This window comes from Ruegeria sp. BJ6, from assembly GCF_056537885.1.
On the sequence record NZ_JBQFSG010000001.1, the window covers coordinates 787230 to 810257 of the forward strand.

The window sequence follows — 23028 nt, forward strand, 5'->3', positions numbered from 1 at the left end:
GAAAGGGCAAAAGGCCATGCCTCTTGAGATCGTCACCATCCCATGTCTCAGCGATAACTACGCTTTTCTCGCCCATGATGCCAAAACCGGCGAGACGGCATTGGTCGATGCGCCCGAGCCCGGCCCCATTCTGGCCGAACTTGATGCGCGCGGCTGGCGCCTGAGCCATGTGCTGCTGACGCACCATCATTGGGATCATGTCGACGGGCTGGCTGGTATTCTGGAAAAACAACCAGCAAAAGTCGTCGGCGCGACCGCGGATGCGCACCGGCTGCCCCCGCTGGATTTGCAGGTTGCCGAAGGCGATACTTTTACCGTTGGGGGCGAAACGGTCGAGGTAATCGACGTGTCAGGGCATACGATCGGACACATCGCGTTCTATATTCCGGAGAGCAGCGTCGTGTTCACGGCAGACAGTCTGATGGCACTCGGTTGCGGCCGGCTGTTCGAGGGCACCGGCCCCCAGATGTGGGCATCGCTGAGTAAACTGGCGGCCCTGCCAGACGAGACACTGGTTTGCTCGGGACACGAATACACGCAGTCGAACGGCAAATTTGCGGAAACAATCGAACCGGAGAACCCGGAATTGCAGAAGCGGATCGCGCAGATCGCCCGTGCGCGCGCCGCCGGAGAGCCCACGGTGCCGTCACTTTTGTCACTGGAAAAAGCGACAAACCCGTTTTTGCGGGCTACAGAGCCCGGAATTCAGGCGAATCTGGGCATGAGCGGCGCTGATCCGGCTGCCGTTTTCACCGAAATCCGCGCCCGAAAAGACCGGTTTTAGGCCCTGTCAAGCCTTCCTCACGGCCACGGTCACAGGAAATGTGACTGTCAAGAGCAAGAAAACCCTTGAAGCCGGGGCCTGATCAACCAAACTCTAATAGTATGAGGACATGGTTGGGCTGGGGGTCTGACCGCATCTCGGTTACCCCCCTTCCGACCCAAGACAGAGGAGCACCCGCGTGCCTTCATTCTCGAGCACACTGGAACAAGCCATTCACGCGGCCCTTGCGGCTGCGAACGAACGGCGGCACGAATTCGCAACGCTGGAGCATCTGCTGCTGGCGCTTTTGGAAGAACCGGACGCGGTCCGCGTCATGAAGGCGTGCAGCGTCAATCTGGACGAATTGCGCAGCACACTGATCGAATTCATCGACGAGGACCTGTCAAATCTGGTCACCGATATCGACGGGTCCGAGGCAGTGCCGACAGCCGCCTTCCAGCGCGTCATTCAGCGTGCGGCCATTCATGTGCAAAGTTCAGGCCGCACAGAGGTGACCGGGGCGAATGTTCTGGTTGCAATCTTTGCGGAACGTGAAAGCAACGCTGCCTATTTCCTGCAGGAACAGGACATGACGCGGTACGACGCCGTGAACTTTATCGCGCATGGTGTCGCCAAGGATTCGGCCTATGGCGAAAGCCGCCCCGTAACCGGTGCCGATCAGGACGACGAAGAGGTGCAGGCCACAGCCAGCGAATCCGAACAGAAGGAAAGCGCGCTTGGCAAATATTGCGTGGACCTGAACGCCAAGTCCCGCGCCGGTGACGTCGATCCGCTGATCGGTCGTGCGGACGAGGTGGAACGCTGTATTCAGGTGTTGTGCCGCCGTCGCAAAAACAACCCGCTGCTGGTGGGCGATCCGGGCGTTGGCAAAACGGCCATCGCCGAAGGTCTTGCCTATAAGATCGTGCAGGGCGAGGCGCCCGATGTTCTGTCAGAAACCACCATCTATGCGCTGGACATGGGCGCGCTGCTGGCCGGAACGCGTTATCGCGGCGACTTTGAAGAACGGCTCAAGGCCGTGGTGACCGAATTGGAAGAGCATCCCGATGCTGTCCTCTTCATCGACGAGATTCACACGGTGATTGGCGCCGGAGCAACATCGGGCGGTGCGATGGACGCATCGAACCTGCTGAAACCTGCCCTGCAGGGCGGCAAGCTGCGTACAATGGGTTCCACCACCTACAAGGAATTCCGCCAGCACTTTGAAAAGGACCGCGCGCTGAGCCGCCGGTTCCAGAAGATCGACGTGAATGAACCTTCGGTCGAGGACAGCGTGAAAATCCTGCGCGGTCTGAAACCCTATTTCGAAAAGCATCACGAGATCAAGTATACGGCGGACGCGATCAAGACCGCGGTGGAACTGTCAGCGCGGTACATCAATGACCGCAAGCTGCCCGACAAGGCCATCGACGTGATTGACGAGGCCGGTGCGGCACAGCATCTGGTCGCGGAAAGCAAGCGCCGCAAGACCATCGGCGTGAAAGAGATCGAGGCCGTCGTCGCCAAGATCGCCCGAATTCCGCCCAAGAACGTCACCAAGGACGATGCCGAAGTTCTGAAAGATCTTGAGGCTTCACTGAAACGGGTGGTGTTCGGTCAAGATGTGGCCATCGAGGCCCTGTCGAGCGCCATCAAACTGGCACGCGCCGGTCTGCGTGAGCCCGAAAAACCCATCGGCAACTATCTGTTTGCCGGTCCGACCGGCGTGGGTAAAACCGAAGTGGCCAAGCAACTGGCCGATGCGCTGGGTGTGGAACTGCTGCGTTTCGACATGTCGGAATACATGGAGAAACATGCTGTCAGCCGCCTGATCGGCGCGCCTCCGGGCTATGTCGGGTTTGATCAGGGCGGCCTGTTGACCGACGGTGTGGACCAGCATCCGCATTGCGTGTTGCTGCTGGACGAGATCGAAAAGGCACATCCGGATGTGTTCAACATCCTGTTGCAGGTGATGGACCATGGTGAGTTGACCGATCACAATGGCCGCACCGTGAACTTCCGCAACGTTGTGCTGATCATGACCTCGAACGCTGGTGCGGCAGAGCAGGCGAAATCCGCCATCGGCTTTGGCCGCGACCGTCGCGAGGGCGAGGATACCGCTGCCATCGAGCGCATGTTCACGCCGGAATTCCGCAACCGTCTGGACGCGGTGATTTCTTTTGCGCCATTGCCGAAAGAGGTCATCCTGCAGGTTGTCGAAAAATTCGTACTGCAGCTTGAGGCGCAATTGCTGGATCGCGGTGTAACCATCGACCTGACGCCCAAAGCGGCCGAATGGCTGGCCGACAAGGGATATGACGACAAGATGGGCGCCCGCCCGCTGGGTCGTGTAATTCAGGAAAACATCAAGAAGCCTCTGGCCGAGGAACTGCTGTTCGGCAAGCTGGCCAAAGGTGGGGTGGTCCGCGTTTCGGTCAAGGACGGCGATCTGGACCTGGAAATCCTCGGCCCCGACCAACGCCGCATTCCGGGCGACAGGCCGCCATTGCTGACGGCGGACTGATCGGATTACCAAAAACAGACAAGAGCGCCCGCCTTTATCAGGCGGGCGTTTTTCTGAGCGAATACAGAAAGGGCGCAATCCATGCGTAAGATTGGAGCGTTGGTTTTCCCGGGTTTCGAATTGCTCGATGTATTTGGCCCGATGGAAATGTTCGGCCTTCTGACTGATGATTTCAGCCTTGAACTGGTCTCGGAAACTCCGGGGCCCGTCGAAAGCAACCAAAAGCTATCAGCCTTTGCAGGCACATCCATTGACGACGGACGCAGGTACGACATCCTGTTCGTCCCCGGAGGCGCGGGGACACGTCGGGAGGTCGGGAATACACGTTTGCTGGATTGGATCGCGCGAGTTTCCGACAATGCCGATTTTACCCTGAGTGTCTGCACCGGCAGCGCCCTGCTGGCCAAGGCCGGTGTGTTGAACAACAGGCGGGCCACGACAAACAAAGCTGCGTTCTCGTGGGTATGCGAGCAAGGCCCCGAAGTTGAGTGGGTCCCTCAGGCGCGTTGGGTCGAGGACGGGGCGTTCCTGACCTCATCTGGTGTATCGGCAGGCATGGATATGGCGCTGGGGGCCATTGCGATCATGCATGGCCAAGAGGTCGCCGAAAAGGTGTCCGTATGGTGCGAATATTCATGGCACAAGGACAAGACCCATGATCCGTTCGCGGAAATCCACGGGCTGGTTTGACCAACTGCGTGCATGTTCGTCCTATTTCTCGGTCAGCTTCAACTCGATCCGCCGGTTTTGCGCGCGTGCTTCCGGTGTGTTGTCAGTGTTGACGGGTTGGAATTCTCCGAACCCGTTGGCCGCCAGCCTGTTGGGTGGAATGCCCAGTGCGTCGACCATATAACGGACAACGGACAAGGCGCGGCCCTGACTGAGTTCCCAGTTATCCCGGTAACGGCCCCCGCCTGAAACCGGAATGTTGTCCGTGTGGCCATCAACCCGGATCACCCAGTTGATCCCGGCGGGTATCTCGACCGCGACGCTGCGCAGGATGTTGGCGACCTTGGCGACCTCCAGTCGGCCCTCAGGCGAAAGAACGGCAGAACCAGGGTCAAACAGTACCTCTGATGAGAAAACGAACCGGTCGCCTTCGATGCGCACACCTTCCTGTTCACCCAGAACCTCGCGCAGGCGGCCAAAGAATTCGGACCTGTAACGCTGCAGATCTTCTGCCTGAGCCGCCAGTTCCTGATTTTGGCCTGCCAACTCAATGGCCTCGGCCTCCAGCCTCTTCCGCTCAGCTTCTTCCAGCAGGCGGCGCTTGCGCTCCTCAGATGCCGCACGCGCCAGAGCCGAATTCAGGTTCTGCCCAAGGGTCTGGATCTGAACTTCGGCGGCCTCATTGCGGGCCTCGTAGTCATCAAGCAGAGCCTGCAACGATCCCAATTGACCCCGCAAAGCGGCAATCTGTTGATTAAGCAGCGCGGTTTCACGTTGGGCCTTGGCCGATATCTCTTTTTCTTGCGCAATCGTTTCGCGGGCGATGGACAGCAGGGCCTCACGTTCCTCGGCCAGAGTTTTCTGACCCGCGGCCTGGGTTTCCGCCTCGGTTTGTGCGGCCAATGCGGCGCTTAGCTGCGCTTTCAGCTCCTCGGTGTTGAGCTCGCCGAATTGCCGTTCCAGTTCTGCCTTCGCGGCCTGCGCGGCGGCCAGCAAGGTCAGGGTCTCTTCGGCCTCCTTGCGCTGCGCCTCAAGTGCAAGGGTCATGGCGGTCAGCTCCGCATCGGCGTTCTGCAACCTGTTGCGCAAGGCCTCGGCGGCAGCAGCCTCGGTCAGTTTTGCGGCCTCTTCTTCGCTTAGTTGCTGTTCCAGTTCGGTTATCTGCGCAGCGCGGGTTTCCCCGCTTTGCTCCAGATCGGCCACCATCGCCTCTAACGCTTCGCGCCGGGCGGCGGCCAGACGGGCGGCTTCGGCCTGTGCGTCGATCTCGTCCCGGCTTTGGGCAAGGGCGAGGTTCAGCGCCTCCTGTTCGGATAAAAGCTGGTCGCGTTGGGTTTCAAGGGAGGCAATATTCCCCAGCGCGCGTTCCTGATCGGCCAGCAGTGCCGCCACCTGAGCCTCAAAACCGGTGATGCGGGTGCGGGCCTGATCCAGCGCAGCAGCCTGCTGATCCCGTTCCGAGGTAAGCGCCGCGATCACCGACTGCGCCTGCGCCAGATCGTCCTCGGCCTGCGTCAGGGTCGTGCTCAGCGCCCCAAGGCGCGCTTGCAGGCGGCTGCTTTCGCGTTGTTCCAGCCCCAGCGCGTCGGCCAGCGCAGCGACCTCGTCCGACAGGGCGGTCAGTTCGTCCTCTTGGCCCGAAATCGTTTCGCGCAGCACAAACTGGACCACCATGAAGATGGTCAGGACAAAAGTCAGCACCATCAGAAGCCCTGTCATCGCATCAACGAATCCGGGCCAGACCGAGCCCTGAAAACGTTGACCTGTGCGCCGGGACAGGGCCATCCGTTACTCTCCTTCCGGTGCGGTCCGGACCGCGCCCCGAGGCAGCGACAGCGCCTTGACCAACAGCTCAATATCTTTGCGCAATTCGATCATGCTTTCCTGACGGCCCGCGGAAATCTCTTCGAGAATGCGCAGCAGCTGCACATCCATAGACCGCAACCTCATCCGGCTTTCGGCATCAATTCCGCCGTCGCCCGCGCCATGCTCACGCATGTGATCCAGCAGGGCATCCTGGCCCAGAGCCACACGATCCAAGGCGGCCGTGACGCCTTCGGTATCCGATTGACGAAGATTCATCTGCCCAATTGTTTCAATCAGCTCGCTCAGTCTGGCTGAGACTTCCGCCTTATCCGCGTCGTTGTTGGCGAACATGATCTGCAGCGCATCCATCTGTTCCGACATGGCATCCAGCACCGGGGTCAGAACCGCGAGTTCCGCACCGCCTTCGTCACCAGAGGAAAAACCGACGCGGGTGATGGTGGACAGCCATTCCTCAAGCTCGCGGTAAAAACGGTTCTGGCCATGCCCGGCAAACAGTTCCAGCAAGCCCACGATCAAAGATCCGGCAAGACCCAATAGAGACGATCCGAACGCGACGCCCATGCCCTGCAGTTGCGCCTCAAGCCCGGTCATCAGCCGGTTGAATACGGCCAGACCTTCTTCGCCTTCCTGCGGATTCAGGCTGCGGATTGTGTCGACGATTGCGGGTACGGTGGTGGCAAGGCCAAAGAACGTGCCCAGAAGCCCGAGATAGATCAGAACGTTGGTGATATAGCGCGTAATCTCACGTTCTTCCTCGACACGTTCGGCCACCGAATCGAGGATTGACCGCGTTGAATGAGAGCTGATCTGCATCCGCGCGCCGCGCGCCCTCAGAAGCGAGGCCAACGGGGCCAGCAATTGAGGCGGTCTGGTATCATCACGTTCCACCCCACCGACAAAGGCCTCGATCCAGCGGACCGACCCGATAAGCTGTGTCACCTGATAGAAACAGGCCAGCACACCGATGACAAAGACCAGCAGGATGAAACCGTTCAGATAAGGGTTCGCCTGAAACACCGGCAGCACGTAGGGAAGCGCGACGAATACCCCCAGACCCGAAAGCCCGATTGCGATCAGCATCATTACGATTTGCCTGATCGGTTGCGAGAAATGCGGTCTCGCGTCCTGGTGTGCCTGCGCCATGCGCCCGGTTCCTGGTTTTGCCTGCTCTTGGGCCAAACCTATCGAAATTACACCGGTGACGCCAAGGGTTTATGCGGTCAGGTTCCGCACGCGTTCTGACAGCCACTCCAGATCCGGGTCGCGCAATCCGATTTCAGACAGATGCTCGGCCGTATTATAAAGGTATTCGGTATTGGGTCCCCTGCCGCCAACCGCCGTCGCAATAATGCCCGCCTGTTCTTCCAGGGGCATGCCGCCGCAATATTGAACGTGGTGCGGGTCGATCACATAAGTGACCGCATTCACCACCTCGCCGCTTTCCAGATGCACGTCCAGCATGCGTTCCAGATAGGCCGAAGAGATCAGCTCACGCTCGCGCAGTTCGTCCAGCGTTCGTTCCTCATGCCCGGCTTCGACAGACAAGGCCAGTCCCTTGCAATGAGTGCCGTCCTGCTCGTCCAGCGCCAGCACAAGGCCCGGATGTTCTTCGGTGCCTCGGTGGTGGATCGAACTCATGCAGAAGGATCGGGCATATCCATGCAGGGTTGCACGTTCGCTGCGCGCCACCGGAAAGCCGGGGTTCCACAGCAGCGATCCATAACCGAATACCCACATCGTCATTGCACTGGTCCTTGCCCGTTTGCGCCTATAAACATCAATTCCGAGGCAGGAAAAAGGGCCATTCATCATGAGCCGTCTTTTACGAGTTATCGTTTTTATCGCCATCGCATGGAGCGCCTATTGGTTCGTTGCCGGATATGGCCTGCGCACGGCACTGACAAACTGGTTCGACAGACAGCAGGAACAGGGATGGCAAGCCGATTTTTCCGAAGTTGCAACAGCGGGTTATCCAACCCATCATGTAACACGGCTGGACTACCCGGCACTTGCGGATCCGGTGAACGGCACCGCTTGGAGCGCGGACTGGATCGAGTTTGAAAGCCCATCAATCTGGCCCGGCCGACAGGTTCTGCGATTTGCAGACACGCCGCAGCTGTTGTCCTATTTCGATCAAACCGCCACCGTCGAGGCCAGCGACATGCAGGCAGAGTTGCAGTTGCAGCCGGGTATCGCACTGGTTCTGGAGAAGATGGCGCTGACGTCGGGCGCGTGGACAATCACGGACCAGGCCGAGCTGTTGGCGGGCGGCAGCAACCTGAACCTGATAATGACGCAGACCGATATGCCGGAAACCTACGTGATCTCGGCGACGATTGATGCGTTTACACCCGGTGATGACCTGCGCCGCCTGATGCAATCCGCCACCTCGCTACCGCAGGAATTCGAGACGCTTGAACTCGACATGACCGTGGAGTTTGACAAGCCGTGGGATCGATCCGGGCTGGAGGAACGCCGCCCCCAACCCGTGACTATTGATCTGAGGTTGGCCGAGATGAAGTGGGGCGAATTGCGTCTGTTTGCCACCGGTGATCTGGAAGTGGATGCGCAAGGCATTCCGACCGGTGAGATTGCGATCAAAGCGGAAAACTGGCGGGACATGATTTCGATGGCGAACGCCGCCGGTGCATTGCCTGATCAGGCGGTCGATCCGGTCACGCGGGCATTGTCCCTGCTGGCCGGGCTTGGCGGTAACCCCAATGCGCTGGACCTGCAGTTGAATTTCCGCGACGGGTTCGTGGCGCTGGGGCCCCTGCCCCTTGGCCCTGCCCCGCGCCTTATACTGCGTTGAGCTTAGCGGCAATAAGGCCCACCACGATGGCGCGCGGTGTCCAGATGGAAGTGATCCCTGTGATAACCATCTGAATTCGGGCCCAGAACCGTTCCGAACGGGCCGCAGGCACCGCGCCACACCTTTTGCAGCAGCTTGCGGGACGGGTTACGTTTCCAGCCTTCCTGAACCGTCAGCACCTCGCCATCCATCATCTTGAAGGCCGAAATGTCGATGGCGCGACCTTTGCCGTGTTCCGATATCCGGGCGCCCTTGCGGTTGTTCCGTGTGCGGCAGGCGTAATGCGCGGCCACTTTCAGCTCAACCACGGGACCGCGCCGGCGAAAGGTGGGTTTGACGGTGCGCTCGACCCATTTGTTCAGCGCCTCGGCCGTGCCGCAATCCATCATGGACGGGCGGCTGAGCAGGACACCGGACACGGATTTGACTTCGACCGCATCCTTGATTCCGCAGGCCTTGATGCGCCCGGGGACGTTGCCGACTTTTTCACCCTGAATTTCCACATTCCCGCAAACCGAAGATTTGCGCAGCCGCCGCTTTTTGAAGAACACTTCCTGTTCCAGAGACTCGGGGCGCAAATACGGGTGCAGGGAAACATCCGGCCCCAGAAACGGCAGGTCAGCCGGGCGGGCGGCGGCCAGAATTGCCTGAGGCGATTGCGGGCGCAGGCTGGGGCGCAACCGCGAAGCCTGTGCAACAACGGCAACGGCATCCACTGCAACCGCGCTTGCGGCGGCAACCAGCGCAGCGTCCGGCTGCGTTCGCGCAACGGGAAACAATGAGGTCTCGGGAGGTGCGGCAGAGCTTGCCGTCATGCAAACCGTTGCCAAACCGATCAGCGCACTTCCCCAGACCTTTTTCATGTCTTGGCTTTCCCCCGGCCAAAATCCGGCGCATCCGTGTCCTGCCCGGCATCGATGATCCCGCGGCGGATGGCCCTTGTGCGGCTGAAATACTCGAACAACAGCTCGCCGTCACCCGTTCTTATTGCGCGTTGCAGGGCGAACAGTTCTTCGGTGAAGCGGCCCAGAATTTCCAGGGTTGCGTCCTTGTTGGTCAGAAAAACGTCGCGCCACATGGTGGGATCGGATGCAGCGATGCGGGTGAAATCACGGAAACCCGCGGCGGAATACTTGATCACCTCACTATCGGTCACCCGGCGCAGATCATCCGCGACGCCAACCATGGTATAGGCGATCAGGTGCGGCGCGTGTGAGGTAACGGCCAGAACAAGATCGTGGCGTTCGACCTCCATTTCCTCAACATTGGCTCCCATGCCCTCCCACAGCGCGCGCAGGTTGGCGACCGCTTGGGTGTCAGAGCCCTCGACCGGCACAAGCAGACACCAGCGATTGTCGAACAATTCGGCAAAACCGGATTCGGGGCCGGAATGTTCGGTGCCCGCCAGCGGGTGCGCGGGAACGAAATGAACCCCGGCAGGAATATGAGGCTGCACCGCATCGACAACGTGACTTTTGACCGAGCCCACGTCCGTAACCGTCGCGCCGGGTTTCAACGCTGTTGAAATGTCGGCCGCAACGGCCCCCATCGCCCCAACCGGCACACAAAGCACCACAAGATCGGCCCCTTCGACCGCTTCGCGAGCGGTGTCGCAAACACGGTCGCACAATCCGATACGTCGGGCGGTTTCGCGTGTGGCCTCGGATCGGGCATAACCCGTAACCTCGCCTGCCAGACCGGCGCGTTTGATTGCCCAGAACATCGACGATGCGATCAGGCCCAGCCCGATCAGCGCCACACGATCATAAATCTGGCTCATGCGGCGCCCCCTTTGAACGCGGTAATGGCCGCCACGATCCGGCGGCAGGCTTCTTCGTCGCCAACGGTGATACGCAGCGCGTTCGGCAGGTTGTAGCCCGCAACGCGGCGCACGATCAAACCCTTAGATTGCAGGTAGTTGTCACAAGCCTCGGCCTCGGCCTGATCGGCAAAGCGGGCAAGGATGAAGTTCGTGCAGGACGGATCCGAAGGCACGCCAATCGTGGCAAGACTTTCCGAAAGCCACACCCGCAATCTGGCGTTTTCAGATCGGCAGAATTCAACGTATTCGACATCGCGCACTGCCGCTTCGGCGGCGTCCAACGCGGTAGAGGACAGGTTGAAGGGCTGGCGGACCCGATTCAGTACGTCAATGATATCCTTTTGCGCATAGCCCCAACCGACCCGCATGCCACCAAGCCCGTAGATCTTGGAAAACGTGCGCGTCATGATGACGTTTTCAAATTCATCAACAACTGATGCACCGCCATCAAAGCCATCGACAAATTCGGCATAGGCGCCATCCAGAACCATCAGGCAATGCGATGGCAACGCACCCGCCAGACGCTCCAGTTCCGCTGTGGAAATCATCGTCGAGGTCGGGTTGCCCGGGTTTGTCACAAACACGATTCGAGTTTGACCGGTAACTGCTGCGAGGATTGCATCGACATCGACCTTGCGGTCACGCTCGGCCACCATGACAGGCGTTGCCCCTGCCATGCGGGCGATGATCGGATACATGGAAAACCCGTGCTCGGTATAGATCACCTCATCCCCCGGCCCTGCATAAGCCTGCGCCACGAATTGCAGAACCTCGTCGCTGCCGACACCGCAGACGATCCTGTCGGGATCCAGCCCGTGGCGTTCGCCGATCGCCGCGCGCAGGCTGTAGTGATCGGTGCCAGGGTAACGATGTAGATTGGCGGCACTTTCGCGCACGGCATCAATCGCGCGCGGGCTGGGGCCAAAGGGGTTTTCGTTCGAACTCAGCTTGATGACATTGGCCACGCCTTCCACATGGGACTTGCCGCCCTGATAAAGGGCGATGTCCATGATGCCGGGCTGTGGGGTAATCTTGTTCATGAAGGGGCTCCTTGGATGAGCCCCTATTAACGATCTGCACGCGTTCAGAAAAGCGGCAATTCCCTCAGGCGGCCTTGAATCGAGCCGTGACGGGGTCAGCGGCATAGAAAGGCACAAATTCCTCGGTACGCCGGGACAGGTCATTGACGCTGTCGATGATGAACTGAACGGTTTCCTCGCTCATCAGATAGGAAAAGTTCAGGCGCACCCAGCCCGGTTTCTTCAGTTCTTCCCCTGCGGACAGTGCTGCGTGCAAAGCCTCGGACGTGGGGCGGTCAATACCAAGAAGGCGGTGCGCATATGGCCCTGCACAGGCACATCCGCCCCGTGCCTGTATGCCATAGATGTCGCTGAGCATCCGGGTGAACAGCTGCTGGTGCACCGGTTGGCCCGCTTTGTCCCGCACGAGGAAGGAAAAGATCGGCAATCTGTGCGACGAATTGGTACCCAGCAGAGTCAGGTGCGGGTTGTTCGCCCAGCCTTCCAGCGCCATTCGGTTGTACTGCGCCTCGCGTTTCGCGATCTCGTCCGCGCCCACAACGTCCTTGACGATGAAAGCCAGAGCAGCACGGATATCGCCGATAACATTTGGGGTTCCAGCCTCTTCCCGCGTCGCCAGATCGTCACTGTAGTCGTGCCGCCAGGGCGAAACAAAGCTGACGGTGCCACCGCCCGGCCAGCTGGGTCGCTGGCGCTTTACCGCATTCTGGTTGACAACAAGAACACCCGACGCCCCCGGACCACCGGGAAATTTGTGCGGGGAAACCACGATGGCATCCTTGCGGGCATCGTCTGGCCCCATATCCATGGGCAGGTACGGGCCACCACCCGCATAATCCCAGACGGCGTGCGCGCCATGTTTTTTCAGCATCCGGGTAACAGGGTCGGGATCGGTAATGATCCCGGTCACGTTGGATGCGGCCGAAAACGATCCAATCAACAGGTCGGCATCCGCGTTGGCGATCAACGCTGCCTCGAGCGCCTGCAAATCCGGGCCACCCTGCGGTGCTTCGGGAATTTCGATCACCTGTGCCTTGCTTTCCCGCCACGGCAGGATGTTGGAATGATGTTCATAGGGTCCGATCAAGACAACCGGCCGGTCAGCCCCTTCCACTCCGAGTATACTGACCAGCCGGTTGAGCCCTGCAGTGGCGCCCGACCCGGTGAAGATCACCGCGTCGTCTCCCCTTGCGCCAACAATGCGGGCGATTTCATTGCGGGCTTCGCGCCGCAACCGCGTAATGTAGGAACCGCAATAGGAGGCTTCGGTGTGGCTGTTGGCATAAAACGGCAACACATGCCCGGCCACAAAGTCTTCGACCTGCTGCAACGCGCGGCCCGAAGCAACGTAATCCGCATACACAAGCGGTACGTCCCCGTGCAGACCTGGGATGAGAATGTTCTCACCAATCAATCCATTACGCAGACTGTCATCGTGAGTGGCGGTTTCAATCGCTGCGCGAAACTTGGAAAGGGTCATGTCACGGGCTCCTTACTGTTCTTTAAATATGATTGACGGAACCCGAGGAAACTTCCCCTGAATCGGTTTAGTTTTCCCAATTTTTGTGTCATATGCTTCAATATGAGCAAAAAAATCGATCAGATTGACGCAAGTATCCTGCGTGAGCTGCAAAAGGACGCCACATTGTCCCAACGCGATCTAGCGGAACGGGTCGGCCTGTCGCAAAATGCATGCTGGCGGCGTCTGAAGGCGCTGAACGAAGACGGCGTGCTGCTAGGGTCATCCGCGCGGATCGCGCGCGAGAAACTCGGACTGAATCTTGTCGTCTTTGTAATGCTGCGTACACGGCATCATTCAGCGGACTGGCTGCAAGCCTTTCGCCGTCATGTTCTGACAATTCCGGAGGTGGTGGATTTTCACCGCATCGGCGGGGACTATGACTATCAGCTCAAAGTGGTCACGCAGGACATGGCAACCTATGACAAAGTCTATCAACGGCTGATCGAAAAGGTCGAACTGGACAGCGTGACATCATATTTTGCAATGGAAGCCATAGCCGAAGGACGGCCCCTGCCGATCTAAAGTCCTTCGGGAGATATCAGCTCAAGTCAGTATAGCCGCAAAAAAAGAGCCGCGCGAAACGCGCGGCCCTTGGTTCGAAACCGGTTCTGCGAAGATCAGTTCTTCGCGTAGAATTCGACGACCAGGTTCGGCTCCATGACGACAGGGTAAGGCACATCGCCCAGACCCGGTGCGCGCACGAAGGTCGCGGTCATTTTCGAATGATCAGCGTCGATGTAGTCAGGCACATCACGCTCGGCCAGAGCGACAGCTTCCAGAACAACAGCCAGTTGCTTGGATTTGTCGCGAACCTCGATCACGTCGCCTTCCTTGACGCGGTAGGACGGGATGTTCACGCGCTTGCCGTTAACCTTGACGTGGCCGTGGTTCACGAACTGACGCGCGGCAAAAACAGTTGCCACAAACTTGGCGCGGTAGACGACTGCGTCCAGGCGGCGCTCCAGCAGGCTGATCAGGTTTTCACCAGTATCGCCTTTTACACGCTCGGCTTCGGCGTAGATGCGGCGAAACTGCTTTTCGGTCAGGTCGCCGTAGTAGCCTTTCAGCTTCTGCTTGGCACGCAGCTGCAGACCAAAGTCCGACAGCTTGCCCTTGCGGCGCTGGCCGTGCTGGCCGGGGCCGTATTCGCGACGGTTGACCGGGGATTTCGGACGACCCCAGATGTTTTCGCCCATCCGGCGGTCGATTTTGTACTTGGCAGACGTGCGTTTGGTCACGGCTGATCTCCTTCGTTTTGGTCGAGGTCCGAACGGACCACTATGAAGGGCGTTGTCCTCTTGAGGTCTCCCCCATGACAGGCATCCCCTTGCGGGGGCCACCAACACCAATGAAGCCGCGCTTATATCTGCGGGAATGACAGAGTCAACAGGGCGCAAGGCGGGAAAGGAGAAAATAGCGTGCGCAAGACGCTGTCCCTCAAAGCCCGGTGGACGAATTAGTCCGTGGTGCCAAACGCTCGTGCGTACCCGGGCACTCTTTCCGGTTCGTGGGTAACGGCCAAACGCCTGTCGGCCAGATAGGTTACGACCCCGCCCCCATTTGCATTCGACACCGAATACGGCTGAGGTTCCGACACTTCGCTGATCCAGAATTCCTGCTCCCGCGGGGGCGGGCCGGATTCGAAAATCAATGTCGGCAGTGTCTCATTCACCAGCGTCACAAGATACGCCTGATAACGTTGTGCGCCATTGCTCAGAACCAGTGAAGGGCTGCCCTTTTGAATGTCCGCAACCGATGCATTACCGGGCATCGTCGAACGTGCTGAAACAATGGAAGAGAACCCGGCTTCTTCGCGCCCAAGCTCCTTCTGCTCAATCAAAACAGTGGCCTGTCCCCGCCATTCCCATGCTGCACCAACAACCAAAGACTCCAGAGGCGCTGCCTCCAATCCGTCGATTTCCGTCTGTGTCCATGAAATGGCAACTCGACCGTTTAACCCGGTTCTCATCCGCCTGCCCGCACTTCACTACTCCGCACCATTTACTTAGCGGACAATAATAACGACGAATCAGGCAGAAAAGAGACCAGATGATGAAATCACGAACATGTTGCTTGTGTATCAAATCAAATTGATACTCAAACAACTATAATGATAACTCGTGTACCTCAACTCAACCCAGATGTCACCTAAGAATATTGGTGCCAGCTGATTTTGACACACCTTAATAGACTGATTAAAGGGCAACTTGTCGCCACGAAAATCCGCACTTTGATCACAACCTCACCAAGTAAAGGGATGGGTGTGGCCTTGCGGACCTTTTGAGAAATTCAGCGAAAGCGCTCTTTGTGCGCTCATACACCATTCGTGAGGACCGAAGAAAATGGCCGGGGCGAACCCATCGCGCCATATTCCGCAACAAGAATGAATGTCGGTTTTTGATACATCAGTGTGGCAACCGTCTCTCTCGCCTACTGTGGCAGACCCGACGATTTCACACCTACTAGTTCGGCCGCCTTCCAAGCACGTTGTTCCGCTATACAAACCAGTTTTTTCACAAAACGTCACAACAATGCCTGATGCAGTCAGTAATGCAGGGTCGTAATATACCCTTTCAAAAAAATAGAGGCCGCCTGAATGATCCGCTTCCATCAATTTGTCTGCATTTCAGCCATTGCGTTGCACGCCCCGGATGTTTCGTTTGCCGAGATTTCCGCATCTGATGTCTGGCAAATTCAGCAAGACTACTTTGAAACCATAGGCGGACAACTAACCGGAAGCACGAGCCGAGCAGGCAAGACGGAAACGATCCGGGATGTTTCACTCCATTTCGATTTGCCGCTTGAACTCGGATTTATCAGCTTTGCGACTACAGGAATGACGCTTACAGAAAATGACGATGGTTCTGTCAGCATAGGATACGTGGAGCCGGCTGTTCTGAAGATTTCTGCGGAGCTTTCCGAGCAGGACGAAATCAGCATGTCAGTTGGGTTCGAACTGGAAAACTTCGAATTGCTGGCTGCCGGCAAAGCGGGAGACATTACCTTCGACAGTTCTGTTGGCCGAATGAATATGGCGCTGGAGGAATACAGCGCTTCGGCCAGTGACTTGGAGGCTGACACAGTTGCCTTCACTGGGGTCATCGAAGATTTTTCTGGCCGAACCCAAATAACAATGAGCGAGATGGCCAAGGTGAGTGCCCACTATGAAACAGGGGCACAGAGGTTCGATTTCGAAGTTGTGGGAGCCGAAACAGGAAAAAGCATCGGCTCGGAACGTGCCGAGCGTGTCGTGAGCAAAACTGAAATTGCTCTGCCGAGAAATGGCATGGACATCATGAATCTGGCTGCTGCCTTGGCCGAAGGGTTGAGCATATCCACTGATACCAGCATGCATGGCTATGAATCGAAGCAGAGCGTGGAAATCGACGGTCAGGAACTTTCCGATCAGTGGTCCTTCAGTGAGGTTCAAACCGCACATATCGTTTTTGACCGGAATGGTGTGGTCCTCGCTGGTGCGGCCCAACAGAACGTCACCAAAATGAACATCCCAGAAGTCTTCCCTGTTATCTGGGAATTTGCTGCTGATCTGATTGAGGGTGAAATGAACTGGCCGATCTCCGCCAGTGATGACCCGCAAGAGGCAAATATGCGTTTGGAAATGCGCGGGCTGACAGCAAGTGATGATCTTTGGGCAATGATCGACCCCGAGGCAGTCATACCACGCGATCCAGCCACTGTCGCAGTTGATATGTCGGGCAAGGTCCGCAACCTCATCGACTGGATGAATTTTCCGCTGGTCAGCCAGGTGTTTGAAGCAGACGAGGTTCCAGTGACCGCTGAATCTGTTGCTCTTGATGAGCTTGAAATCAAAGTGGCCGGTGCGTCCCTCAATGGTTCCGGAGCACTGGAGTTTGATAATGACGATCTCCAGACCTATGGCGGATTCCCCAAACCTGTCGGGGCGATTGCACTGGAAATGAGCGGCGCCAACAGCCTGATTGATCGTCTATCAGCGCTGGGTGTTATGGACGAAGCTGAGGTACAGGGTTTTCGGATGATGCTGGCGATCATGGCCAAACCCGACCCGTCCGCAGGCCCGGATGCGTTGGTTTCTCGGATTGAGCTGACCGAAGAAGGGCATGTGCTGGCAAACGGAAACCGGATCAAGTGATTTTTAAGGGAGTGGCGACGATTGCATCCTCGCCATACGCCCGCTTTCAAGAAATTTTAGGTTCTGTTTCATCGCGTGACTTTTCGCAACTTTGGCCGCGATCCCGTTTTCAGTGCGGTTGTTTGATTGATTTAGTGCCTGGTCGGTTCAATTTGACATGCAACAATATTGTTGCATTATAAGGTATGAGCATTCAGTTCGATCCGCAGCTAAGCATTTTGTTCAACGCCCTTGGTGACACAACACGCTTGTTGGTGCTTGATGAGTTGAGAAAGCGTGACGAACAGACGCTTTTCGAACTCTGCGCACGGCTGCTCGAAGAGCATTCAGTCACAATATCCAGACAAGGCATCACAAGGCATCTGAATACGCTGGAGCAGGCAGGCCTAATCAGCACTGCATGGCGAGGGCGCACAAAAATTCACACGCTGGTGGCTGCGCCAATTGCTTATGCGATCAATCCCTGGGTGGAATTATTTTCTCAAGGAGACAGAGTATGAAAATGTACATGAAGAGCATTGCTGTTGATGATCAATCTAAGGCTCTTGATTTCTACACGAACAAACTCGGGTTCGTTGTGAAGCACGATATCCCTCTAGGCGAACATCGTTGGCTGACATTGGTGTCAATGGAGGAAACTGACGGAGTACAATTGGGTTTAGAACCGAACGCGCACCCTGCAACGCGCGCCTATCAGAAAGCGCTTATGGCCGATGGTATTCCCGTTTCGGCATTCAGCGTCGACAACATTGAGGCCGAGGTTGCCAAACTAGAGGAAGCTGGTGTCGAGTTCACACAACCCCCTGTGAAGGCTGGTGGCGCGACGATGGCTGTCTTTGACGACACCTGCGGAAACCTTATCCAGCTAGTCGAGTTACATGTTTGACCCGAGAGCATTCGAATTCCGACATTTACAAAGTACCGGCAGCCGTTGAGCGCATCTCAACGGTAGCTAAGTCCACGAAGCAGACGTCCAACCTGGTCTGCTGAACAACCGGCCGCGCGGAAGGTCCGGCACTTTCGGTGCAAGAAGACTAGGAAAAACACATGATCGATATCCGGCCCCCTTCCCTGCTATTTCATTCTCTTTGGCACAGGGCTTGCCTGTCGCCTTTTCTTGAGATTTTCTGATCAGACTGACCAATCAAAAGGCCTGGCCTTCATGAAACTTGAATTTCACCACATCAACTTTGTCTCGGAAGACGTCGATCGGATGCACCGGTTTTACACGCAGGTGCTGGGGCTTGCCGATATACCGATTGAGAACTTCCCCCGGCCAGATGAGACCGATGATAGTGGCTACAGTGGCAAAATCCGTTTCGCGACTGATGGCGGAATGCAGATGCATCTGGCTGAAAAAAACCTCAACGTTGCATTTAAGAACAATGAGGCCATCAATCCCGTTGAACGTGGCCATATCGCATTCCGTACCGACGACATAGTGGCCTTCAAAAAGCTTCTGGACGACAACGGAATCTCCTATTCGGACTACGGTACCGCCTTCGCAAAAGAGTGGCACCAAGTGTTCTTTCACGACCCAGAGGGGAATATTATCGAGGTCCATCAGGCGATTTGATCTGTATTGGAGGTGCGTATTGAAACAAGCCGTACTGGTAATCGATGTTCAGCCCAACTTTAACCCGCCGCGCTGGTTGGTCGAGCGTTGCCAGGTGTTAGCGTCCGGCTTGCCTTCTATTGCCACGGTAGTGCGCCATGATGAGGTCAAGGTACCTTTCTTCGAGCAGCTTGGATGGAAGCCCGACCTGGACAATGCCAGCCTCGTTCAAACAGATCGCACCGTTATTAAACATGGATATGGTCCACCTTCAGAGGTTATAGAGCAGTTCAAAAACTGGAAGATCGAGCGCGTATTGGTCTGTGGCATTCAGGCGGATGCCTGCGTTCTGGCCGCAGGGTTTGCACTCTTCGATGCGGGGCTTCATCCGACCATCGTGGCCGATGCTGTTGTTGGTTCGTCACTGGACCGCAGCGGCCAGCTGGGGGTCGATTTATGGCGCCACCACTTTGGGAAAGTTATTAAGAATCATTTAGAAATCACTTAGCGGGCAACCAAGTTGACGCAGGGTAAGCCTTTGTAATACCGAAGTAATTCACGCATTTTTGGTCTAAAAACAATTGCTTCTGCCAAGCCTGACAAAAGTCTTGGCCTTCTTGAGGCGTTTAAAATGATTCTAAAGCGCCCAAATAGCCACCAGCCTTTCAACTTTAACCGAGCCTGCGTGGGTGTGAGTTTCACCCCTCAGGCCCCTATTCGAACAGGATGGTCCCCATGAATTTTGTTCTGCGTGGTAGCCTGGTTACTCAAATCATCATCGGCCTCGTGGCTGGTGCTCTTCTCGCCACTCTTTGGCCTGCTGCCGGTTCGGCCGCTGGCCTGCTTGGCGACTTCTTTGTCGATGCATTGAAAGCCGTTGCACCGGTACTGGTTCTGATCCTGGTTTGCGCGGCGATCACAAACCACAAAAAGGACAGCGAGGCGCGCATGGGCCCCGTGATACTTTTGTATTTACTCGGAACCTTTGCAGCTGCACTGGTTGCCGTTGCAGCCAGCTATATGTTTCCGATCACATTGCATCTAACGGGTACGCCCGAGTTGCTGGATGCCCCTGACGGTCTGGCCGAAGTGGTCAAGAACATCCTGCTGAAAATCGTGGACAATCCCGTGAATGCGCTGGCAACCGCTAACTACATCGGCATTCTCGCCTGGGCCGTTGGCCTTGGGCTGGTCTTCCGCCACGCTAGTGACTCGACCAAGACCCTGATGTCGGATCTGGATGGCGCAATCACCAAGATCGTGGCAGCAATAATCCGTGTGGCCCCAATCGGTATATTCGGTATCGTGGCCTCGACAATTGCTGAGACCGGTTTTGGAACACTTGCAAGCTATGGCCAACTACTGGCGTTGTTGATCGGCTGCATGATTTTCATGGCGCTGGTCGTGAACCCGCTGATCGTGTACCTGCGCATTCGCAAGAACCCATATCCGTTGGTTTTCACATGCCTGAGAGAATCCGGGATTACCGCTTTTTTCATGCGCAGCTCGGCCGCCAATATTCCGGTGAACATGGAACTTTGCCGCCGTATGAATCTGGATGAAGAGACCTATTCGGTCACTATCCCAATCGGTGCGACGATTAACATGGCCGGTGCTGCCATAACCATCACAGTCATGACGCTGGCAACCGTTCATACATTGGGCATTCAGGTCGATTTCCTCTCGGCCCTATTCCTGAGCATCATTGCCTCGATTGCCGCTACTGGGGCTTCGGGCGTTGCAGGCGGCTCACTGTTGCTGATCCCGATGGCTGCCAGTTTGTTTGGCATCGACAACGCGACGGCTATGCAAGTGGTTGGTATCGGCTTCATCATCGGCGTTTTGCAAGATTCTGCTGAAACCGGTTTGAACTCATCGACAGATGTCCTGTTCACCGCGGCAGGGTCGTATAAGCAAGGCGATCCCTACCCGCGCAAACTGCCCGTGGCACAGGTCGTCGCTTAGGCAGTGCCTAAAACACTTTGTTCAGCCGCCGACGATAGTTGGCGGTTGAACAATCACTTGGTCCGCAATGGGATCGCCCGACGTTGTCATTCGAGATCTTGTGCAGTAGCGTCCTGAACTATGGCCATCAGACGATACTCACTTGTGCTACTGGTTAGCGTTCTGGCTTTATTGACCGGACTTGGCGGCGTTGCTCACGCTCTGTCAAATGGCTGCATCGGCTTTCACTGCATGGACCAAATGCAGTCGGCTGAACAAGCAGCGATGGCGAATTACAGCGCCGATATATCGCCCCCAAACCACCAACACGAACCGTATGTCTCTGACACTGGAGAGTGTAATCTCGCTCTTTGCCAAGCAGTTGTATTGGTCTCTCAGAACCACGACGTTTTACGATCCCCGCGTGAGATCAACCCGGAGCTCCAGATTGGAGCCCTTACCAGGCTTACCGAACCAGACAGCCCCTACAGACCCCCTGACCTTTGAAGCTGCGAAAACCCTTGCGCACCTGAGCGACCGGCACACGCGGCTGTTCGCAAAGTGCCGCAACACTACCAGCTTCTACAAAGTCAGGATCAATCAATGAAAAAAAGTTACCTACTAATCGGCGTCTGCGCCGTCGCTGCCCTTGCCGCCTTATTAACTCTTCGACCCAACCCAGCCGAAGAAGCGGCACCGCCAGAGGCAAGTGAAGGCGGCGCCATAGTCGCAATTCAGATGCCGTCCATCGAGGGCAATGCAGCAATCGGCCAGCGCATCTTTGATGTCTCCTGCGCCTCTTGCCATGGCGTTAATGCGGTCGGAGTAGAAGGTGCCGGACCGCCGCTGATCCACAAAATATACGAACCCAGCCACCACGCTGACGAAGCCTTTCAGAGGGCGGTTTCACAAGGTGTAAGAAGCCATCATTGGCGGTTTGGTGACATGCCACCCGTTGAAGGTTTGACGCGAGGGGACGTATCATCGGTGATCGCGTACATTCGTGAAATCCAGCGTGCCAACGGAATAAACTGAGGATGGCGCAATAAAGAAGGTTTTAACGCTTTGTTTGGTTTGCGATTTTGCCTCTCAAAAGCTTGCGCCAAACAATATTGAGAAGGCAAAGGTCACGACGTGACCTTTGCCAAACTAGTTCACCTGTTGAAGAACTCCGCTACAGCGTCGGTTGACGCCTTCACCGCCTCAGGCTTGTAGTAGAAATCAACATGGCTAAATTCGTCGAAGGCCAGTTCCTCATGCTCGTTTGTCAGCTTCTCGACAAATTGGGTCGAGCAAATCGCTGTAAAGGCCGACTTGCTATAGATGGTCAGAGAAGGCTGCACGATCTTGTCTGCATAGGCTTCCCCGATCGAAATCAAAGACTGCATGCCCTGATCGCCAATATGCATGTTGGTATATGTCGGTACGGCAGTCGGTCCTTTGACCCCATCGCGCCCATAGTAGTTATAGCTTTCTTCCGCCATCGGATTGACCCCCGAGCCGACAAACTCTTCTTTTGATTGTTCATCGTTCAGGCCGAAGGGGGCGACATAGTCCGGCTCACCTGTTTCGTACATTTTCTGCATCGACGCATTGGAGGCCGCAATCTGTTGATTGACCATGTCGCGGTCTGCCCATTGGAATGCATCCGCCGCCATCATGCCGGACACCATGGCGATCTTCTTGATACGATGATCGGTCACAGCGGCCGAAGCGATAATCGAACCACCTTGGCACACGCCCAGACCGTGGATTTCTTCGACGAAAGGCAAGGTGCCCAAGAAAGACACTGCGTCCCAAGTGTTTTCAATCAGGCGGAACACATAGCGGGACTGCTTGAATTCGCCCGGAAGCGCCGGAGAAGTACCAATGCCCAGGTAGTCAAACCCCAAATAGATGAAACCCCGTGCGGCCATCTCCGGCCCGTATGTCGCCGGAATTTGGTCTTTGACCTGTGGGAACGGGCTGGCGCCCACGATGGCCTTATAGGTCTTGGATCTATCAAATCCTTCGGGAAGGTAGAGATCACCTGCCAATTCCACTCCAAAGGATTTGAACGTTACAGAGTTTTTGCCAGCAGTCAGATTTTGAGGAGCCATATTCATAGTCCTTTCGAGTTGGTCGGCATCTCGCCTTACATAAGTAAATTTCTCTGTTTACTTACGACTCTGAAATGGCGCTTGTAAACAATTCTTTTTACTTTTTGGGGAAAATCATGAAACGCATTGAGAAGAAACGAAAATACTTCTCGATGCAGCCATCGAAGAGTTCCGTGAGCAGGGTTTTCCAGGGGCTAAGGCGACCACGACCGCCGAAAATGCGAATGTATCGAGTCGCTCTTTCTACAATCATTTGGAGAGCCAATAGGTGCTGTTTGAGGCGCCCCCTGAGATCATGATCGAACGCAACTGGAGAATG

23 protein-coding genes are annotated in these 23028 nt (G+C 56.6%); 13 read left to right on the plus strand and 10 right to left on the minus strand.

Annotated elements, in window-relative coordinates; all coding sequences use genetic code 11:
* Positions 1 to 16: 16 nt before the first annotated feature.
* The 3 genes from gloB to ACR0D6_RS03825 all read left to right on the plus strand — a co-directional run bounded on the left by gloB (position 17) and on the right by ACR0D6_RS03825 (position 3977).
* A complete protein-coding gene (gloB, locus tag ACR0D6_RS03815) occupies positions 17 to 784 on the plus strand; it encodes a hydroxyacylglutathione hydrolase (protein ID WP_480764512.1) in 768 nt (255 codons plus the stop codon).
* A gap of 178 nt (positions 785 to 962) precedes the next feature.
* Positions 963 to 3287, plus strand: a complete 2325-nt coding sequence (clpA, locus tag ACR0D6_RS03820; protein WP_170651022.1) for an ATP-dependent Clp protease ATP-binding subunit ClpA — start codon at positions 963 to 965, stop codon at positions 3285 to 3287.
* Positions 3288 to 3368: 81 nt separating this feature from the next.
* Positions 3369 to 3977: a DJ-1/PfpI family protein gene (locus ACR0D6_RS03825; RefSeq protein WP_480764513.1), complete on the plus strand. Its 609-nt coding sequence runs from the start codon at positions 3369 to 3371 to the stop codon at positions 3975 to 3977.
* Between the two features lie 21 nt (positions 3978 to 3998).
* Here ACR0D6_RS03825 and ACR0D6_RS03830 read toward each other — a convergent pair whose 3' ends face one another.
* From ACR0D6_RS03830 to ACR0D6_RS03840, 3 genes are all read right to left on the minus strand, one after another.
* A complete protein-coding gene (locus ACR0D6_RS03830; RefSeq protein WP_480764514.1) occupies positions 3999 to 5741 on the minus strand; it encodes a peptidoglycan -binding protein in 1743 nt (580 codons plus the stop codon).
* A 3-nt stretch (positions 5742 to 5744) separates the two neighbouring features.
* Positions 5745 to 6926, minus strand: coding sequence for a biopolymer transporter ExbB (locus ACR0D6_RS03835; protein WP_170651025.1), 1182 nt, complete (start codon positions 6924 to 6926; stop codon positions 5745 to 5747).
* A 69-nt stretch (positions 6927 to 6995) separates the two neighbouring features.
* A complete protein-coding gene (locus ACR0D6_RS03840; RefSeq protein ID WP_170651026.1) occupies positions 6996 to 7526 on the minus strand; it encodes a gamma-glutamylcyclotransferase in 531 nt (176 codons plus the stop codon).
* A gap of 67 nt (positions 7527 to 7593) precedes the next feature.
* On the opposite strand from ACR0D6_RS03840, the gene ACR0D6_RS03845 reads away from it, so the two are divergent.
* Positions 7594 to 8595 (plus strand): DUF2125 domain-containing protein, encoded by a 1002-nt coding sequence (locus ACR0D6_RS03845; RefSeq protein WP_480764515.1) that lies wholly within the window; start codon positions 7594 to 7596, stop codon positions 8593 to 8595.
* 2 nt (positions 8596 to 8597) lie between these two features.
* Here ACR0D6_RS03845 and ACR0D6_RS03850 read toward each other — a convergent pair whose 3' ends face one another.
* The 4 genes from ACR0D6_RS03850 to ACR0D6_RS03865 all read right to left on the minus strand — a co-directional run bounded on the left by ACR0D6_RS03850 (position 8598) and on the right by ACR0D6_RS03865 (position 12937).
* Entirely contained in the window at positions 8598 to 9458 is an 861-nt protein-coding gene (locus ACR0D6_RS03850) for an extensin-like domain-containing protein (RefSeq protein WP_480764516.1), read from the minus strand.
* Positions 9455 to 10375 carry a prephenate/arogenate dehydrogenase family protein gene (locus tag ACR0D6_RS03855; protein ID WP_480764517.1) on the minus strand — a complete coding sequence of 307 codons (921 nt, stop codon included), beginning with the start codon at positions 10373 to 10375 and terminating at the stop codon, positions 9455 to 9457. Before ACR0D6_RS03855 ends, ACR0D6_RS03850 begins: the two co-directional genes overlap by 4 nt.
* Positions 10372 to 11457, minus strand: a complete 1086-nt coding sequence (hisC, locus tag ACR0D6_RS03860; RefSeq protein ID WP_170651030.1) for a histidinol-phosphate transaminase — start codon at positions 11455 to 11457, stop codon at positions 10372 to 10374. The genes ACR0D6_RS03855 and hisC overlap by 4 nt, the downstream gene beginning before the upstream one ends.
* Positions 11458 to 11521: 64 nt before the next feature.
* Positions 11522 to 12937, minus strand: coding sequence for an aminotransferase class V-fold PLP-dependent enzyme (locus ACR0D6_RS03865; RefSeq protein ID WP_480764518.1), 1416 nt, complete (start codon positions 12935 to 12937; stop codon positions 11522 to 11524).
* Positions 12938 to 13039: 102 nt separating this feature from the next.
* Here ACR0D6_RS03865 and ACR0D6_RS03870 point away from each other — a divergent pair, with 102 nt between their 5' ends.
* Positions 13040 to 13501, plus strand: a complete 462-nt coding sequence (locus ACR0D6_RS03870) for an Lrp/AsnC family transcriptional regulator (protein WP_170651032.1) — start codon at positions 13040 to 13042, stop codon at positions 13499 to 13501.
* A 95-nt stretch (positions 13502 to 13596) separates the two neighbouring features.
* On the opposite strand, the gene rpsD is transcribed toward ACR0D6_RS03870, so the two are convergent.
* Together rpsD and ACR0D6_RS03880 are read right to left on the minus strand one after the other, a co-directional pair.
* A complete protein-coding gene (gene rpsD / locus ACR0D6_RS03875; RefSeq protein WP_170651033.1) occupies positions 13597 to 14217 on the minus strand; it encodes a 30S ribosomal protein S4 in 621 nt (206 codons plus the stop codon).
* Positions 14218 to 14435: 218 nt separating this feature from the next.
* Positions 14436 to 14948 carry a hypothetical protein gene (locus tag ACR0D6_RS03880; RefSeq protein WP_170651034.1) on the minus strand — a complete coding sequence of 171 codons (513 nt, stop codon included), beginning with the start codon at positions 14946 to 14948 and terminating at the stop codon, positions 14436 to 14438.
* A 627-nt stretch (positions 14949 to 15575) separates the two neighbouring features.
* Between ACR0D6_RS03880 and ACR0D6_RS03885 the strand changes: the two genes are divergently transcribed.
* From ACR0D6_RS03885 to ACR0D6_RS03915, 7 genes are all read left to right on the plus strand, one after another.
* The gene (locus ACR0D6_RS03885; protein ID WP_480764519.1) at positions 15576 to 17111 is read left to right on the plus strand and encodes a DUF2125 domain-containing protein; all 1536 of its coding nucleotides are present in this window, start codon (positions 15576 to 15578) and stop codon (positions 17109 to 17111) included.
* A gap of 185 nt (positions 17112 to 17296) precedes the next feature.
* Entirely contained in the window at positions 17297 to 17611 is a 315-nt protein-coding gene (locus ACR0D6_RS03890) for an ArsR/SmtB family transcription factor (protein WP_480764520.1), read from the plus strand.
* Positions 17608 to 17997 carry a VOC family protein gene (locus ACR0D6_RS03895; RefSeq protein ID WP_480764521.1) on the plus strand — a complete coding sequence of 130 codons (390 nt, stop codon included), beginning with the start codon at positions 17608 to 17610 and terminating at the stop codon, positions 17995 to 17997. Before ACR0D6_RS03890 ends, ACR0D6_RS03895 begins: the two co-directional genes overlap by 4 nt.
* 276 nt (positions 17998 to 18273) lie before the next feature.
* A complete protein-coding gene (locus ACR0D6_RS03900; protein ID WP_480764522.1) occupies positions 18274 to 18687 on the plus strand; it encodes a VOC family protein in 414 nt (137 codons plus the stop codon).
* Positions 18688 to 18706: 19 nt separating this feature from the next.
* On the plus strand, positions 18707 to 19174 hold the full coding sequence (locus tag ACR0D6_RS03905) for a cysteine hydrolase family protein (protein ID WP_480764523.1): 468 nt from the start codon (positions 18707 to 18709) through the stop codon (positions 19172 to 19174).
* Between the two features lie 227 nt (positions 19175 to 19401).
* Positions 19402 to 20631: a serine/threonine transporter SstT gene (sstT, locus tag ACR0D6_RS03910; RefSeq protein ID WP_480764524.1), complete on the plus strand. Its 1230-nt coding sequence runs from the start codon at positions 19402 to 19404 to the stop codon at positions 20629 to 20631.
* A 582-nt stretch (positions 20632 to 21213) separates the two neighbouring features.
* On the plus strand, positions 21214 to 21645 hold the full coding sequence (locus tag ACR0D6_RS03915) for a c-type cytochrome (RefSeq protein WP_480764525.1): 432 nt from the start codon (positions 21214 to 21216) through the stop codon (positions 21643 to 21645).
* 119 nt (positions 21646 to 21764) lie between these two features.
* Here ACR0D6_RS03915 and ACR0D6_RS03920 read toward each other — a convergent pair whose 3' ends face one another.
* On the minus strand, positions 21765 to 22709 hold the full coding sequence (locus tag ACR0D6_RS03920) for an alpha/beta hydrolase (protein WP_480764526.1): 945 nt from the start codon (positions 22707 to 22709) through the stop codon (positions 21765 to 21767).
* A 142-nt stretch (positions 22710 to 22851) separates the two neighbouring features.
* On the opposite strand from ACR0D6_RS03920, the gene ACR0D6_RS03925 reads away from it, so the two are divergent.
* Positions 22852 to 22977, plus strand: coding sequence for a TetR family transcriptional regulator (locus ACR0D6_RS03925; protein WP_480764734.1), 126 nt, complete (start codon positions 22852 to 22854; stop codon positions 22975 to 22977).
* The last annotated feature ends 51 nt before the right edge of the window (positions 22978 to 23028 follow it).